This is a genomic window from Proteus penneri, assembly GCF_003144535.1.
Taxonomy (GTDB): domain Bacteria; phylum Pseudomonadota; class Gammaproteobacteria; order Enterobacterales; family Enterobacteriaceae; genus Proteus; species Proteus penneri.
Genome location: NZ_PHFJ01000009.1, coordinates 104396 through 121852, shown reverse-complemented (window position 1 = coordinate 121852; position 17457 = coordinate 104396). Strand labels below are relative to the sequence as shown.

11 protein-coding genes and 1 pseudogene are annotated in these 17457 nt (G+C 39.2%); 3 read left to right on the top strand and 9 right to left on the bottom strand.

Annotated features, from left to right (window positions below):
- Positions 1–48: 48 nt before the first annotated feature.
- From pta to nudF, 9 genes and pseudogenes are all read right to left on the bottom strand, one after another.
- A complete protein-coding gene (gene pta, locus CUB63_RS11710) occupies positions 49–3270 on the bottom strand; it encodes an autotransporter Pta (protein ID WP_109848097.1) in 3222 nt (1073 codons plus the stop codon).
- Between the two features lie 454 nt (positions 3271–3724).
- Positions 3725–5143 carry a cell division protein FtsP gene (gene ftsP, locus CUB63_RS11705; RefSeq protein WP_109848096.1) on the bottom strand — a complete coding sequence of 473 codons (1419 nt, stop codon included), beginning with the start codon at positions 5141–5143 and terminating at the stop codon, positions 3725–3727.
- A gap of 329 nt (positions 5144–5472) precedes the next feature.
- Entirely contained in the window at positions 5473–6222 is a 750-nt protein-coding gene (locus CUB63_RS11700; protein ID WP_072064298.1) for a 1-acylglycerol-3-phosphate O-acyltransferase, read from the bottom strand.
- Between the two features lie 64 nt (positions 6223–6286).
- Complete coding sequence (locus tag CUB63_RS17990; protein WP_228766790.1) at positions 6287–6736, bottom strand: DNA gyrase C-terminal beta-propeller domain-containing protein; 450 nt, start codon at positions 6734–6736, stop codon at positions 6287–6289.
- A gap of 327 nt (positions 6737–7063) precedes the next feature.
- A pseudogene (gene parC, locus CUB63_RS11695) lies at positions 7064–9244 on the bottom strand (DNA topoisomerase IV subunit A); the annotation flags it as partial.
- 31 nt (positions 9245–9275) lie between these two features.
- Positions 9276–11171 (bottom strand): DNA topoisomerase IV subunit B, encoded by a 1896-nt coding sequence (parE, locus tag CUB63_RS11690; RefSeq protein WP_072064300.1) that lies wholly within the window; start codon positions 11169–11171, stop codon positions 9276–9278.
- A 123-nt stretch (positions 11172–11294) separates the two neighbouring features.
- The gene (gene yqiA, locus CUB63_RS11685) at positions 11295–11870 is read right to left on the bottom strand and encodes an esterase YqiA (RefSeq protein WP_006535999.1); all 576 of its coding nucleotides are present in this window, start codon (positions 11868–11870) and stop codon (positions 11295–11297) included.
- A 3-nt stretch (positions 11871–11873) separates the two neighbouring features.
- Positions 11874–12713 (bottom strand): 3',5'-cyclic-AMP phosphodiesterase, encoded by an 840-nt coding sequence (gene cpdA, locus CUB63_RS11680; protein ID WP_072064302.1) that lies wholly within the window; start codon positions 12711–12713, stop codon positions 11874–11876.
- A gap of 226 nt (positions 12714–12939) precedes the next feature.
- The gene (gene nudF, locus CUB63_RS11675; protein WP_109848094.1) at positions 12940–13575 is read right to left on the bottom strand and encodes an ADP-ribose diphosphatase; all 636 of its coding nucleotides are present in this window, start codon (positions 13573–13575) and stop codon (positions 12940–12942) included.
- 213 nt (positions 13576–13788) lie between these two features.
- Between nudF and tolC the strand changes: the two genes are divergently transcribed.
- From tolC to CUB63_RS11660, 3 genes are all read left to right on the top strand, one after another.
- Entirely contained in the window at positions 13789–15186 is a 1398-nt protein-coding gene (tolC, locus tag CUB63_RS11670; RefSeq protein ID WP_072064304.1) for an outer membrane channel protein TolC, read from the top strand.
- Positions 15187–15515: 329 nt separating this feature from the next.
- Positions 15516–16244, top strand: coding sequence for a DUF1190 family protein (locus CUB63_RS11665; RefSeq protein ID WP_072064305.1), 729 nt, complete (start codon positions 15516–15518; stop codon positions 16242–16244).
- 8 nt (positions 16245–16252) lie between these two features.
- On the top strand, positions 16253–17416 hold the full coding sequence (locus tag CUB63_RS11660) for a glutathionylspermidine synthase family protein (protein ID WP_072064306.1): 1164 nt from the start codon (positions 16253–16255) through the stop codon (positions 17414–17416).
- The last annotated feature ends 41 nt before the right edge of the window (positions 17417–17457 follow it).

The following is a 17457-nucleotide window of genomic DNA, read 5'->3' as shown; positions in this document are numbered from 1 at the left end:
AAAGCCCTTATTACTAAGGGCCTTTTATAGAAAAAAACCTAAATATAATTAGAAATTAATTTTCAATGTTGCATTGATACCACTTGTACTTACATCACTATTATATTGGCCTTGGTAATACAGCCCGAAGGTAGTTGATTTACTTAATTGCGCATCAACACCTAAGCCAACACCAAACAAATTATCCAGCTTACCACCGCGTAATGTTGCATCACCGGAATTTGATAAGAACAGACGTGATTCAGGACGATTGTCACCAAACAGATGGCTTGCAGAAATATCGCCTTTTAATGCCATATTTATATTGCCAGCCATAAATGGATAACCACCACGTAAACCGATAGTACCGACTTGAATATCTTGTGAATCAGTCTTAGTGGTAAATTTCATATTACCGACATTTTCATTGATATCATCTGTTGATACGCGTAACCAGCTAAATCCTGCGTATGGCTCAATCGAGTAATGATTAGTATTAAATTGAGTATAAGCACCTTCTAAGAAAATTTGAGTAATTTTTGCATCATAACTGGTTGAGTTATAACCTGCATTTTGTCCCACCCAAAGTGTTCTTTTTGCATCTCTATCTTGATTAGTATGGGTGAAACCATAGTTTAATGAAGCCACATCATACAAATTAGACACACCATAAGCACCAATATGGATATCGTTGCTATCTATTTTACCGTGTTCATTACCTTTATATTTGGTTGAGCCGGCACCAAAGAAGAGACCTACTTTCGTATTTTCAGTCACATCAATTTCTGCACCTAATAACCCCGCATAGAAATCAACATCCATATTGCTATGACCATAATCAGCATTACCCCATTGACCAATGCCGGTCATCCAAATACGGGCGTTACTATTATCTAATGTAGCATAGCGGCCTTGACCAATACCCATAGCTTGATCTTTCACTGTACGAGTTAACCCTAAAATATTTACGACACTCGCACTGTTAGCATTTAAATACATATCACTACCTAATGATCCATAGGTCTTATTCAGATCTCTTTCATTCATAGGAAGTACAGCATTAAATAAATCGCCACTGCTAGTGATATCTAATGTATTAGCAATAGAACGGCCATTTTCATTATTTGCAAAAGTGGCTAAAGAGGTATTTTCTTTCTTACTTAATGTGCCTGTAATGGTGTTATCTTTTACAGAAACATTTTTATCAAATAATGCATAATCACTATTTGAAGCCACGTTGTTATTCGCTAACATTTTTGTTTTGGTGCGATTATCAACTAAATTGTCTGCACTAACGGAGCCTACCGCAACAGTATTGTTCAGATAAATATCTTTTAACTGACCTTCATTATCTGCACCGATATCTAAATTTGCCCCTTTATTTAAGGACATATCGCCGACATTCACATCGTGCCCGACGGTCACTAAATATGTCCCTTTATCATTGATATTAATATTGGCTTTATGACTCTCATTTGATGCTAATTGACCTTGTTGTGTGAAAGTATCGTTATAGCGATCAATAACACTTAATTTACCGCCATTCACATTAACCGCTTCTGTACCAAACGATTCTGTAAAGCCATATAAAGTACCTTGTTCGACTGTTGTACCACCACGATAAGTATTATCGCCAGTCATCACCAACGTACCTTCACCTTTCTTGACTAAAGCGCCATCATATAACCCAGCGTCAATTTTCGCTTGAATAGCATCAGCACGTTTTTGGTAATACGCTTTACGCCATTTTTCAGCATCTTCTTTGCTGGCAATGTGTGAAGTTGGATCTGGGTTACCGTCGTTGATAACAAAATCCGTTCCTAGATTGTAATCACCACCCGCCGAAATGCCTTTCTCTTGGTACTCTTTCAGCCATGCTAAATCTTCTTGTTCTCGCAGATCTAACGCAGTTTGTGAAATATCATTTGTCCAAACATCAAGCGGTGTCATGCTTAAGTTATATTCAAACTTACCTAAGAATTGACCAGGGCCATACATTCCTTTATCTAAATCAGGAGTCCCCCAACCATAACGTACATCAGGCGTACCTTCAGCTGCCGTCCAACTATCATATAAAGAGCCATCTGGATTATGGTGATTGGCAGTTGTGAACATCACATCACGTACTTGCATCGCATTCATTGATTGATAACGCGACATTAAGACGCCCATAGCACCTGTAACATGAGGTGCAGCCATAGATGTACCACTAAAGGTATCCCAACCTGCATTTCCCTCTTCATCAACAACTGACGAATAAATGTAACGACCCGGAGCAACCACCGTCCACCATTTCGCATTCCCTGCTTCATTAAAGATTTTTTCTAATTCATAACCCGACTTGTCTGCATTCTGTTTAAGACCTGCAACTGCAATCCAATGTTTTTCTGCTTCAGGATTAAAGTAAGGATAAAGGGGGCGATAATAAGGCTGGGCAAAATCGCGGTTACCGGTTGTAAAGACTTGCACAACATTCGTGCCTTTTACTGCATCATAAGCAGCATCAACAAAGGAAGGTTTATCACCATAGACTTTTTTGAAATAAAAATATTCGTATTCAGTTTGTGCTGTGGTATCAACCGGCATGTGCTCAGTTGTCTTACCACCATCAGGCCCCAAGGTTTCATTTGCATTAATAATACGAGAGTTAGTTCCCCAGCTATTATTAATCACCTGAGCGCCTGCATCGACCATGGCTTTCCAGCCAGTGTAGAAGTAGGTGTAATCTTGGTAAGGACCGTAGTTATTGCTATCTGTTGCCCCCGTATTTCCTAAATAAACATCAGCACCCCATGCAACCCCATGCATGCCATTACCGTCACGGCTTGCGCCTACTGTGCCTGTAACGTGTGTTCCGTGTGTATCATTCACATCTTTGATCCAGCTTCCATCAACATCAAAGTCTTGACCTTTTTCATAATGTCCCCCCATTTCTTGGGGGTAACGCATGCCTGTTGAACCGTATTGACCTTTGGCTTTAACGGCATGGAAACGTACATCATTTAATTCAGGATGTGATAATAATGCACCTGAATCCATCACACCTATTTTGGCACCTTGCCCATGAAAACCAAGTGCATAAGCACTAGAGGCATTCATTGCAGCTAGTCCCCAGTCTTTTTGATATTCTTGGCTTTCCCAGCTTTTTGTATCACCTAATTGCCCCGCTTCTAAATATGCCACTGAATATCCAGAAAAAAGCAATGCAGATGCAACAAGGGAAAGTTGAAATATATTTTTGTTTATTTTATTCATTTTATGATGATGACTTAAAGCTATTTCTTTGTTCATTCTGTACCTTCAATTATATTAAAATTTAATAACATTAATTAAGGATCAAAAATAAAAGACGCGGAGATTCTCTAGTTTCTAGAGAAATAATTACTTGAAGAGCATCCCAAAAATATGACTTAAAACCATCAAAATAGATAAAACGACTAACCAATCACAAATAAATAGAGAAATTAAACAAAATTAGATCGTTTGTTATTATATTTAAAATAACCAAAATTAACCTATTTCAATATTAATCTCATTAATGACAATATTTAAATCAACTTAATAAAGAGAACTTAAATAAACAAACAAAAATATTAAATTAATTAACAATTTTTTTTGGAAATATTTTCTCTATTTAAACTTTAGTCTAAAAAATATAATTCACATTATTTTTAACATGAAAAAAAACAGTATTTTTATTTGAAAAATACTGTTTTTATTTTAATTTAGTATTACTACTGAATTTTTATTCCGAAGGCGTGACTTCCATTTGTCCTACCATACCTTTATCTGCATTTTCTAATACTTGGCTGTAATATAAGAAAGGGAAATGCGAATAAGAAGGCTGTTTTAATTCCACCAGCAATTCACTTTGATCCTCAATCCAAACAGTATCTTTCCAACCAAAATCGGCGGGTGCAGGTTTCTGTCCATTATGATTAATCACTTTAAAACGGGCACCTTCAATATGGAATGGTTGCGGTGTCGATACTGTTACAAGCCAACGCTCCCAGCCATTTTGCTTACCGACTAAATCAATTCTTGAAAGTTCCCAACGAGCATTATTTATTCCCGGAGGACTGTTATGCAGTTGAATAGTTCTAGGCTGAATAGAGGTAGTGATTTGTGTGTCATCTACCGCTAATTGCGCAGGGACTTTGTCTGTCATTAATGACATTAATCCGGTTGGTTTAATCGTTATTATATTGGTATTACGTAATAAATCTGAAGATTCAAAAATACCACGGAGCCTATCCATAAAGCCGGCACTTTGCCCTGCGGTAATGGTGACGTCACCACCTTCAGACATATCAACCAATATTTCACGTCGCTCCCCTGGAGCCATTGGAATTGACTTCAATTCTACAGGAGATGTTAATAACCCCTGATCAGAAGCGATAAGGTAAAGCGATCGACCATCATTTGCAGTTAATTCATAACGACGAGCATTAGATGCATTCACTAAACGTAAGCGGATCCAACCTCTAGAGACTTCAATGTAAGGATCTTCACGTCCATTAACTAACAATGTATCACCATAGAAGCCATCACTAGCAGCTTCTTTGTCGTATTGTGGCGTACCAAAGTTATCAATCCGTTTATCTTGAATGATGATCGGAAAATCATTCACTCCATAATGTTTTGGTAGCGGTAGGGATTTGCTCTCTTCATCTTCCACAATCCACATTCCTACCAATCCATTATAAACATGAGGTGCCATTTTAAACGGTGTATTGGCGTGATACCAACATGTTGTTGCTTTCTGACGAATAGGCAATACCGGCGACCAATAAGCTCCGGGTGACATTAGTCTTGCGGCTCCACCGACTTGAGTGCCCGGAACTAATAAGCCACTTACCGTCATTGATACCGCTTCATTAAGGCGGTTACTATAAATCAGTTTTATATCATCGCCACTTTTGACTTTGATTGTCGGTCCCGGAGTTGAGCCATTGATCCCCCAAACCTGTGCTTTTTGAGTACCATTAAACGCCCAATGCACGTTTTGCAAAGTTAAGAACAGTGGCTGACCACGACGCGATTCCAACAAAGGCGGTATAGGTAATTTTTTATCATTAACTGATTCAGCACGAACAGAAGATATAGAGCCCAGACATACCGCTAAGCCTGTAGCCTGAATAAACTGGCGACGACTAAATGACATACTTTCTCCGCAACAAAATACAAATATTCCTATTGCATAATCAAAATGCTGTGACAGGAAAAAAGCTGCTGTGATTTAAAGACAAAAGGACTTAAATGAAATTACGGGAGCATAATAGCGCGGATGTGACATAAATCCTAAAAATAGTTGATAACCAGCACTCTAAATAATTCAAGGTGCAACTAGGCGACTAATGAATGAGTCGCTAGTCACACAGATAAGTATGTGACTAGTGCAAATGAGTGGAGTCAACAACGTTGCACCTTGAAGTATGACGAGTATATGAAGATCAGGCTTATATTTGTACAAACAAAGCAACGAAAAAAGTATTAATTTAACTTACCGGGAAAATCACGTTTATTCATTTCTTCAACTTCTCTATCTAGCTCTTCGATTTTCGCTTTCATAATTTGACGACAATCTTCTGCTAATTCTCGAACTTGATCTTTGGTGTATTTTGAAACGTCAATTGGAGGTAACATTTCAACAATAACGTACCCATTATTCCAACGGTTTAGCTTAATCTTACCCTGTGTTGTTGAAACACAAACAGGAATAATCGGTACGCCCGCTTGAATGGCGGCATGGAATGCCCCCGTTTTAAACGGTAATAGTCCACGGCCACGGCTACGTGTTCCTTCTGGGAACATCCAAACAGAAATCTTCTTCGATTTAATTTGATCAGCAACTTGTGAAATGGTGCCATGTGCTTTAGAGCGGTTTGCTCTATCAATTAAAATATTCCCTGTGATCCAATACAATTGACCAAAAAAAGGAATAAAAATTAAGCTTTTTTTACCTACTGTCACGGTATTAGGTTGAACCGCATTTGACATCGTTACCATATCGAAATTATTTTGATGGTTTCCGATATAAATACTTGGACCATAACTTTTTGCTTCTTTTGGAAAGCGCTCAACGAGTTTGATACCAAAAACAGTAGATAACTTGCCGAATAAGCGTCCATAAGTCATTACATGTTTAGGATTTCTTGGTGAAAACATGCAATAAATCATTCCAAACGTCACCACAATAATGGTGTAAAGAATGACAATGATGCCTCGAATAATGGCTAACATAAGTTTTAGCGTCCTAAATAGAAGTGGGTCAACAGACCCACTCAATATCAATTAAGTATTAGATTTAATTTGTTTCAATATCAATATGATCGATAACTTGAGCACCACGAGGTAAAGAGGTTCCTCGACGTCCACGTTTTGCTTTAAAGCTAACTAACTCATTCATCGACATTGTCATCTTACGTTTACCGAAATGCAATGTAACAGAGGCATTCTCAGGTAATACACGTAACCAAGCGACGTTATCTTCACCACTTGCGGCTTGTGACGCCGGAATAGAAACCATCTGATTTCCTTTTCCTTTTACCATAGTTGGTAATTCCGATGCTTCAAAAATCAGCATTCTACCACCTTTAGTAATGATCATAATGAGATCAGTGAGCTCATTGTTCAAGCGCTGTGGTGGTAATGGTAATGCATTTTCAGGTAAAGTCAGTAATGATTTTCCTGCTTTATTTTTAGAAGTTAAATCATCAACCTGACAGATAAAACCATAACCGGCATCAGATGCCATGACGATCTTATCGGTATTTTCGCCCATAACAACATGACGCAATTGCGCACCTTTCTGAACTTTTAATCGTTCAGTTAGCGCATCACCTTTGCTACGACCAGAAGGTAATGCATCAACATCAACAGTATAACTTTGACCTGTGGTATCAATTAAGTGTACTGGTTGATTACTCATCCCTCCAACAGCATCAAAATAATCATCACCAGATTTAAAACCAACCGATTTAGCATCAATACTATGTCCTTTTTGACAACGAATAAGCCCTTTTTCAGACATAATGACGGTAACTGCTTCAGGATGCAGATGTTTTAACGGAATAGGTTCATCACCCGCATTACCGCTAAAATAGTTGATCTCTTCTGCTTTAAGCACTTCTTGCTGACCATCAACAGTAAAGATTAATGCTTCATCTTTTGGTGCAAACAACATTTGTTCAATCACATCACCTTGCTCTTTCCCTAAAGCAACAAGACGTGTACCACGCCCTTTTTTATTCATTTCATTTAGTTGTTCTGCTGAAATGGCTAAAATACGTGTTTTATCAGTGATGATAATAAACCAGTGTTGCTCATTTTTCTTTTGAGGATCAACTAAGAGCGGTGCTAATAATTCAGTCTCTTCAGAAACAGTTAGTAGACCTTTACCTGTCTTATTCTTCGTTTCCATCTCATCGTAAGAGAGAACCGTGCCATAACCTTCTTTTGTTGCCAGTAAATATTCTTGTCCAGCACTTCCCGCTAACATGTATTTCACACTAGCTTCTGGTGGGAAAGTTAACTTACCGGTTAATGGTTCGCCTTGGCTACGTCCTGAAGGCATATCATTTGGGCTTAGAGTATAGCTTCGGCCAGTGGAATCAAGGAACAGAACAGGCTGATTACTCATGCCTCGAACTGCACTGTGATAACTATCTCCAGCGCGATAACTCATACCGCTAGGATCAATATCATGCCCTTTTGCATTACGTACCCAGCCCATTTCAGAAAGCACAATGGTGACAGACTCTGATGGCAACATATCTTGTTCATTAACCACTTTCGCCTCTTCTTGAGGGCGAATAGGAGAACGTCTGTCATCACCAAATTCTTTTGCGTCGGCTTCAATTTCTTTTTTCAGTAAAGTATTTAAGCGTCGTGGTGAACTTAATAATTTCTCAATACTATCGCGTTCTTTTTCAAGCTCATCACTTTCACCTTTTAGTTTCATCTCTTCAAGTTTGGCTAAATGACGCAAACGTAACTCTAAAATTGCTTCAGCTTGAATATCAGATAACTCAAAGCGACGCATTAATTCTGCTTTTGGCTCATCTTCATGACGAATGATCTCAATCACTTCATCAATATTGAGATAAGCAATTAATAAACCTTTGAGGATCTCTAAGCGACGTAAAACTTTTTCTAAACGATGATTTAGACGATTTGTGACTGTTTGGCGACGATAAACTAACCATTCGTTTAAAATAGTCAGTAATCCTTTTACTGCTGGGCGGTTATCTAACCCAATCATATTTAGGTTAACGCGATAACTTTTTTCTAAATCGGTATTTACGAACAAGTAGTACATCACTTGCTCTAAATCAACACGATTACTACGAGGAACAATCACAAGTCTGGTTGGATTTTCATGATCGGATTCATCACGCAAATCTTCAACTAAAGGCAGTTTTTTTGCTCGCATCAAGGCTGCAATTTGCTCAAGTACTTTGGCACCAGAGACTTGATGAGGTAATGCAGTGATCACCGCACATCCTTCTTCTTTCTGCCAAACAGCTCGCATTCTGACCGAACCACGACCCGTTTTATAGATTTTTTTGATATCGTCTTGAGCCGTAATAATTTCAGCTTCAGTTGGATAATCAGGGCCTTGGACATATTGCATCACGTCAGATAACCCCGCATCAGGATTATCTAAAAGCATCACTAAAGCTTGTCCTATTTCACGTGCATTATGCGGTGGAATGTCCGTTGCCATCCCAACAGCAATACCCGTTGTGCCATTAAGCACGATATTAGGTAAGCGTGCTGGCAACATTTTCGGCTCTTGCATCGTGCCGTCAAAGTTAGGGATCCAATCTACCGTACCATGTCCTAATTCACTCAATAATGTTTGTGAATATTTGGAAAGGCGTGATTCGGTATAACGCATTGCGGCGAAAGATTTTGGATCATCCGGCGCCCCCCAGTTACCTTGTCCATCAATTAACGGATAACGATAAGAGAACGGCTGAGCCATCAGTACCATTGCTTCATAACATGCACTATCACCATGCGGGTGATATTTACCGAGCACGTCACCAACAGTACGGGCTGATTTTTTAAATTTAGCGGTATTACTTAAACCTAGCTCTGACATCGCATAAACAATACGACGTTGCACAGGTTTTAGCCCATCTCCAATAAAAGGCAATGCACGATCCATAATGACGTACATGGAATAGTTGAGATAGGCATTCTCTGTAAATAAGTGGAGCGGTTGGCGCTCTACACCATCATGAGTCAATTCACTCATTCAATTTTTCCTCAGACTCTTGTGGTATCCATTACACTTCGATGTCAACTTCATCGCCCTTCTCTTGTAACCAATTTCGGCGATCTTCAGAGCGTTTCTTCGCTAACAACATATCCATCATGCCTAGGGTTTCTTGATAATTTTCATCATCAATCACCAATTGCACTAAACGACGCGTATTAGGATCAAGCGTTGTTTCACGCAGTTGAAGCGGGTTCATCTCACCTAAACCTTTAAAGCGCTGTACGTTAGGCTTTCCTTTTTTACGACTTAAACGTTGTAAAATGGCATTTTTTTCTGATTCATCAAGGGCATAATGAACTTCTTTACCTAAGTCGATACGGTAAAGTGGTGGCATCGCCATATAAACGTGCCCTTCCTTAACAAGAGCTGGAAAATGGCGCACAAATAAAGCACACAATAAAGTTGCGATATGTAAACCATCCGAGTCCGCATCCGCAAGAATACAAATTTTACCGTAACGCAGTTGGCTTAAATCATCGCTATCAGGATCCATACCAATTGCAACCGAAATATCATGGACTTCTTGTGACGCTAACACTTCATCTGAAGAGACTTCCCATGTATTTAGGATCTTACCGCGCAAAGGCATAATCGCTTGATATTCACGATCTCGAGCTTGTTTAGCAGAACCTCCTGCAGAGTCCCCTTCGACCAAAAATAGCTCGGTGTAACGTAAATCTTGAGAAGTACAATCAGCCAATTTACCCGGCAATGCTGGCCCTGAAGTGAGTTTCTTTCTCACCACTTTTTTAGCTGCTCGCATACGACGTTGCGCGCTACTAATCGCCATTTCAGCGAGTAATTCGCCGACTTGAACGTTTTGATTTAGCCATAAGCTAAAAGCGTTTTTTACCGCATTTGCAACAAATGCACTGGTTTGTCTTGAAGAAAGTCGCTCTTTGGTTTGCCCTGCAAATTGAGGATCTTGCATTTTCACTGATAATACATAAGCGCAACGCTCCCATGTATCATCCGCGGTTAACTTAAGACCTCTTGGTAGCAAATTACGGAATTCACAAAATTCGCGCATTGCATCTAACACACCTTGGCGTAAACCATTTACGTGTGTACCACCTTGAACCGTCGGAATTAAGTTAACATAGCTTTCAGTGAGTAGATCGCCACCTTCAGGTAGCCATAACATAGACCATTCAACGGCTTCATTATCCCCTTCAAATTTGCCTGTAAACGGCTCTTCAGGAAGGCGAACAAATTCAGCAACAGCTTCACTTAAATAATCGGTTAAACCATCAGCGTAGCACCAATTTTCTTGAGTATTGTTTACTTTATCGACAAAAGAAACATTCACGCCCGGGCATAATACCGCTTTAGCTTTTAATACATGAGATAAGCTTTTAGAAGAAAAACGAGGAACATCAAAATAGGCGCCATCAGGCCAAAAATGCACACTCGTTCCTGTATCTCGTTTTGCACAGGTGCCAATCTCATGCAACTCTTCAACTTTATCGCCATTTTCAAAGGCAATTTGGTAAATTTTACCATCACGACGAACAGTTACTTCAATACGCTTTGAGAGGGCGTTAACAACCGAGATCCCCACACCATGCAACCCGCCAGAAAATTGATAGTTTTTATTAGAGAATTTTCCTCCGGCGTGAAGGTGAGCAAGGATTAACTCGATAGCAGAGACCTTAAGTTCTGGGTGAATATCGACAGGCATTCCTCGCCCATTATCGATAACTTCGATAGATTGATCTGCATATAAAATGACATCGACCTTCGATGCGTGTCCCGCAAGCGCCTCGTCCACGCTATTATCGATCACTTCCTGTGCCAAATGGTTCGGTCTTGTTGTATCTGTATACATCCCTGGACGGCGACGTACAGGCTCTAGACCATTAAGAACCTCAATATCCTTTGCGTTATAACTTGATTGAGTCATTGTTTTAATCTGCGGTTCGCTGTTAGAAAATACTGTTTATAATAACAGGTGTTTGCGGCAATATGATATTAATTTTCGGATAGATACATCAACCTACGTTTTACAGGTTAATTAACCGAAAGACTAAATTATCTTTAAAAATTGAATAATTTTCGGAAAAAAACGTTCAAAACCCACAAATGCGTGATTTCCATCCGATTCTACGGTTTGCCTACACGCGCCAAGATATGAGACAGCTTGACGATAATCAAGTATTTCATCTCCAGTTTGTTGAAGCAACCAAATAAGTTCGGGTGATGTAATTACGGGAATACGCAAGGCAAGTAACTCATCCATATGATGAGGTTCTAATCTATACTTTTGATGTGTATAGGGATTTTCGTTTTCGCCCAAGAAATTTTGTAAGAGATCAAAAGGACGGATCGCAGGATTAACAACAACAGCGGGTAAATTAAAACGTTGAGATAGCCAGATCGATAAGTAGCCACCTAATGATGAGCCAATTAATCCAAGCTTGTCATCTACGCACTCTTTAGCTAACGATTCAATTAACTGAGCGGCTTCTTGAGGGTAAGGTGGCAATTGAGGTACTAACAATTCAATTTCAGGATGTGTTACTTCAAGCCATTGACGAAAAGCCTGTGCCTTTGCTGATTTTGGTGAGCTATTAAAGCCATGTAAATAGAGAATACGAGGCATAACTTAATAGCCATCCGAATCAAGGTCAGGACAAAATTCAGTCCCCTCTAAACGGTAAACTTGTGTTTCAATTCTGCCCTTCTCATCAGATAAAAGTGACATTTCCAAATAACGCCAGCCCGGAGAAACAGTATCTAATGTAAAATTAGTACAATGAGGGCGAAATTGAATGCACGTAGAAGGTGTTGCCAACAAACGAATACCATTCCACATTTCATCCATTTCTTGATGAATGTGACCACAAAGCATCATTTTTACTTGAGAGTGCTCTCTTAAACGCTCAGCCAATTCTTGAGAATTTCTTAAGCTGTGTTGATCTAACCATGTACACCCTGACGGCATAGGATGATGATGCAACAAAATAATCGTATCTCTGTGCTTTTGACTTTCGAGACAGCGTGTTAGCCAATCTAATTGACAATCTGATAATTCACCATGAGGAACACCTTGAATTTGGCTATCTAATAACAGCATTTGCCAATTATCACCAATCAACACTTGTTTAGCTGACAAAACGCCTGCCTGATTTAAAGCATCAATCATCGCAGGTTGATAGTCATGATTACCTGGCAACCAAACACAAGGTGGTGTTAACGTTGCAATGCCATCTGCAAAATGCTGATAAGCTTCAAAGGTTTGATCTTGAACTAAATCACCTGTTGCTACAATCAAGTCAACATCAAGACCCTGCTCTCTAATCGCATTTAATACCGCATGGTAGCTACGATAAGTATTTATGCCCAGCAAAGTGTCTTCCACATTAGCAAAGAGGTGGGTGTCTGTGATTTGTAATATTCTTACGGTGTTTTTGTGTTTCACCGATAATTCAAGCTGGCTTTCCAAAAGGTTTCCTTGTTTCACTCTCATTAGCCGTTATGTTAACGTATTTTCGTAGTAAAGATCTGCCAACCAATACACATTTCAAAAGATTAGTGAGAAATATTCTCGCTTTCAATCACGTTTTTTTCACTTCTTTTTACAATTTAATTCATTTGATATCGTACACTTAGAGATAGTTACTCTACTTGATAATATTACTAAAAACACCCTTTAAAGATTGATTAATATATTAAATTACCGACCAACGCTTTCTTAACTCAATATGATGAAGTTGTAACCATTGAAGTGCAATGACCGATGCAGCATTGTCAATCACGCCCTCTTCAACCCAACGATAAGCTTGTTCTCTGCTAACAACATGAACACGAATATCTTCATTTTCACACGCTAATCCATGAATACCTTTTGCTGTTGTTGTATCAACTTCACCGACATAAACATGCATTCTTTCGCTGGTGCCACCAGGACTAGAAAGATAACTAATAATTGACTCGCATCGCCCAACAACAACGCCCGCTTCTTCTTGGGCTTCGCGTCTAACAACGTCTTCTGGGCTTTCGCCTTGTTCAACCATACCCGCAATCACTTCTAGCAACCAAGGTGTCTCACTGGTTTCATACGCAGGAATACGAATTTGCTCAATTAATACCACTTCATCACGTTTAGCATCATAAGCTAACAAAACACTCGCATTGCCTCGCTCAAAGACTTCACGTTTGACTTCTTCACTCCATCCGCCTTCAAAAAGGCGATGTTTAAAGCGGTACTCAGTCATACGGAAAAAGCCTTTATATAAATCTTTTTGATTGAGCAATTTCACGTCTTCACGGCCGTATAAAAATGGTGTATTTTCCCTTTTCTTCATACAATGTTCCTTAAGTTATATTTAAGAGTCTTTTTATTGCTTATGTTTAATACAGATTTAAAGAAATTTGCCAACAATTCATGTAAAGTTAATCTAAAATAAAAGGATATGGCACAAATGGCTACCCCTACTTAGGGAAACAATCTGCTAGAATTATCCCCAATCAAGATTAACAGAGGCAACTCAGCGAAACTGTTGCAACAAGGAATTAAAATGAAAAAACTGCTCTCTCTTTTGGTCACGATGAGTTTGGCAGGATTCAGCACTGCAAGTCAGGCTGAGGATCTGCTTCAAGTTTATCAAAAAGCAAAGGACAGTAACCCTGAGTTACGCAAGTCATTAGCTGAAAGAAATCAAGCTTTTGAAAAAATTAATGAAGCTCGTGGCTCATTATTACCCCAATTAGGATTAGGTGCCTCTGCCGATTATAAAAGCGGCTACCGCGATAATAACAACACCGAATCCAATTCTATTGGTGCAAGTTTAACGCTAACTCAAAGTGTGTTTAACATGTCATTATGGCGCCAGTTAAACATTCAAGAAAAAACTGCGGGTATGAGCGATGTGACTTATCAAACAAGTCAGCAAAAGCTGATTTTAGACACCGCGACCGCTTACTTTGATGTTTTACGTGCTATTGATTCATTATCATTTATTGAAGCGCAAAAAGAACAAGTTTACCGTCAGTTAGATCAAACAACTCAACGTTTTAACGTAGGTTTAGTGGCTATTACTGACGTACAAAATGCGCGTGCAAATTATGATAGCGTACTGGCACAAGAAGTGGTTGGCCGTAACCAATTAGATAACGCATTAGAGAAACTACGCCAAGTCAGTGGTATTTATTACATTAATCTGGCATCACTCAATATCAGCCGTTTTTCAACAACATCACCAGACTCTATTGAGAAACTGTTAAAAGATGCCGAAGAACGTAACTTAAGTTTATTAAGTGCACGTTTAGGCCAAGATTTAGCGCGCGAAAATATTCGTTTAGCGCAATCTGGTCACTTACCAACCGTAGATTTAAATGCATCAACTGGCGTATCCAATAGCCATAGTCACGGTAGCGCATTACCTCCTGTAACGCCTAACACTAGTCGCAATAGTTACAGTGGTCAAAATAGTATTGGTCTGTCTGTTAGTATTCCTCTGTATACAGGTGGCAGAACAAGCTCACAAGTTGAACAAGCACAATATGGTTTTACGAGTGCAAGCGAACAATTAGAATCGGTTTATCGTTCTATTGTCCAAATCGCACGTTCTTCTTATAACAATATTTCTGCATCAATCAGTAGCATCAAAGCGTATCAACAAGTTGTTGTTTCTGCACAAAGTTCATTAGATGCAACTGAAGCGGGTTATCAAGTGGGTACTCGTACTATTGTTGATGTGTTAAATGCCACAACAACACTTTATGATGCAAAACAAAAATTATCCAACGCACGTTATGACTATTTAATTAACCAACTAAATATTGAATATGCACGTGGCACATTAAATGAAAATGACTTAATTCAGTTAAATAACACACTGGGTGCAGAAGTTTCTACTTCACCAGATAGTATTATTCGCTCGTTAACAAGCCCTGCTCTTAACGTTGCTCCGTGATCGTGAATTAAGAATTTAGCCACTTATAAAAAACCGCTTTCAGCAATAAACTGATAAGCGGTTTTTTTATGCTTATTCTTAACATTACAATATCATGTTATGGCTTAAATTAAGATCTCAACAATATCTATATTCTTGTATTAACAAATAGCTTAATCACAATTAGGTTAAAAAGAGAAGATTCACCTAATTTCATTATTCTTAACCTTATAAAGATCACAAATTTCTGGTTATCCCTGATGATTAGGCGTTTCTTATTTATTTTCTAGACTATTTAACCTATCCTAGCTTTTATTTTGAACGTGTTACCTTTTATGGATCTTACCAATATGCCAATGAAACGTACCAAATCGATTAATCGAGATGCTTTCCGTAAAGCATTCCGTCCTTATCGTCTGGCGCCTGTTGCAATCGCCATCACTGCTGTATTCGCGCTTTCAGGATGTGAAGAGAGCGATGAGACAGTTTCACTGTATATGAATGCACAAGAATGTGCTCAAGCGAATCCTTCACAAGCAGCACAGTGTGAAGACTCTTATCGTACTGCATTACAAGAGGCACAACGTACAGCACCTAAATACGCAACATTAGAAGATTGTGTAGCTGAATTCGGTGACGCTCAATGTACACAAACAGCGTCGATTGATGGACAAGCTGTGAGTACTGAAAATGCCAATAATTTAAACCCAGACAGCTCACAAATGGCCCAAGCTAACTCCGGTGGTAGCTTCTTTATGCCATTAATGGCGGGTTATATGATGGGTCGCTTAATGGGGGGTGGCGCACCAGCACAACCACTGTTTAGTTCGCGTAATCCAACAAGCCCTGCAAACGGTAAATTTGTGGATGCGACAGGTCGTAACTATGGTCCTGCGGTTGGTGGGCGTCAAATGAACGTACCAAAAACAGCCATGACACCAAAACCATCAACAACCTCAACAATAACACGTGGTGGCTTTGGTAATACGGTTTCAAGACAAGCTGCGGCTCAACGTACCAATGCTACGAATAATAACCGTAGCTCAACCGGTTCATCTTCTTATCGTTCAGGTGGTTAATTAAAACCATGAAACGCGAAAATATCATTGAACGCCCGGATTGGCGTGAAAAAGCAACTGAATTTGGCTTTAACTTTCATACAATGTATGGCGAACCTTATTGGTCTGAAGATGCTTATTATCAATTCTCAATGGAAGAGGTTGAAACGTTAGAAGAAACGACAGAAGAGCTGCATCAGATGTGTTTACAAGTCGCTGATAAAGTGGCTAATAGTGAAGAGTTGCTGACTCGTTTTCAAATCCCTCGTCACTGTTGGGATTTTGTACGTGATTCATGGAAATCGTCTCAACCTTCGCTCTATTCACGTCTTGATTTAGCGTATGACGGTAAAAGTCCCGCAAAACTGTTAGAAAATAATGCAGATACACCAACTTCACTATATGAATCTGCTTTTTTTCAATGGATCTGGCTTGAAGATCAAGTCAATGCAGGTCGTTTACCGCAAAATGCCGATCAATTTAATAGCATACAAGAAAAGTTGATTGATCGTTTTGCAGAGCTTCGTGATCAATACGGAATGCGTTATCTGCATATGTCTTGTTGCCAAGATACGCAAGAAGATCGTGGTACCGTTCAATACTTACAAGATTGTGCTGAAGAAGCAGAAGTCACAACTGACTTTGTCTTTATTGAAGATCTAGGTTTAGGTGAACGTGGTGAATTAACTGATCTGCAAGATCAGATAATCAGCAACATGTTTAAGCTTTACCCTTGGGAATTTATGTTCCGCGAAGACTTCTCAACTAAACTGGCTGATGCGGGTATTCGTTGGTTAGAGCCTTCTTGGAAGAGCATTATCTCAAATAAAGCATTATTACCCATGCTTTGGGAAATGTTCCCTAATCACCCCAATCTGCTACCTGCTTATTTTTATGAGGGTAAAGCGCCTGATTCATTATCACGTTATGTTATCAAGCCACTGTTTTCACGCGAAGGTGCAAATATTCGCATTGTTGAAAACGGCAAAGATATTGCTGTCGCAGATGGTCCTTACGGTGAAGAAGGCTTTATTGTTCAGGATTTCCACCCACTGCCAAAATTTGGCGATAGCTATACATTAATTGGTAGCTGGCTGGTTAACGACCAATCTGCAGGTATTTGCATCAGAGAAGATAGAGAGCTTATCACGCAAGATCTTTCACGCTTCTATCCACATATTATTTTAGATTAATAGAAATCTTAAAATTATATTGAGCACCTTATTGCTGATAA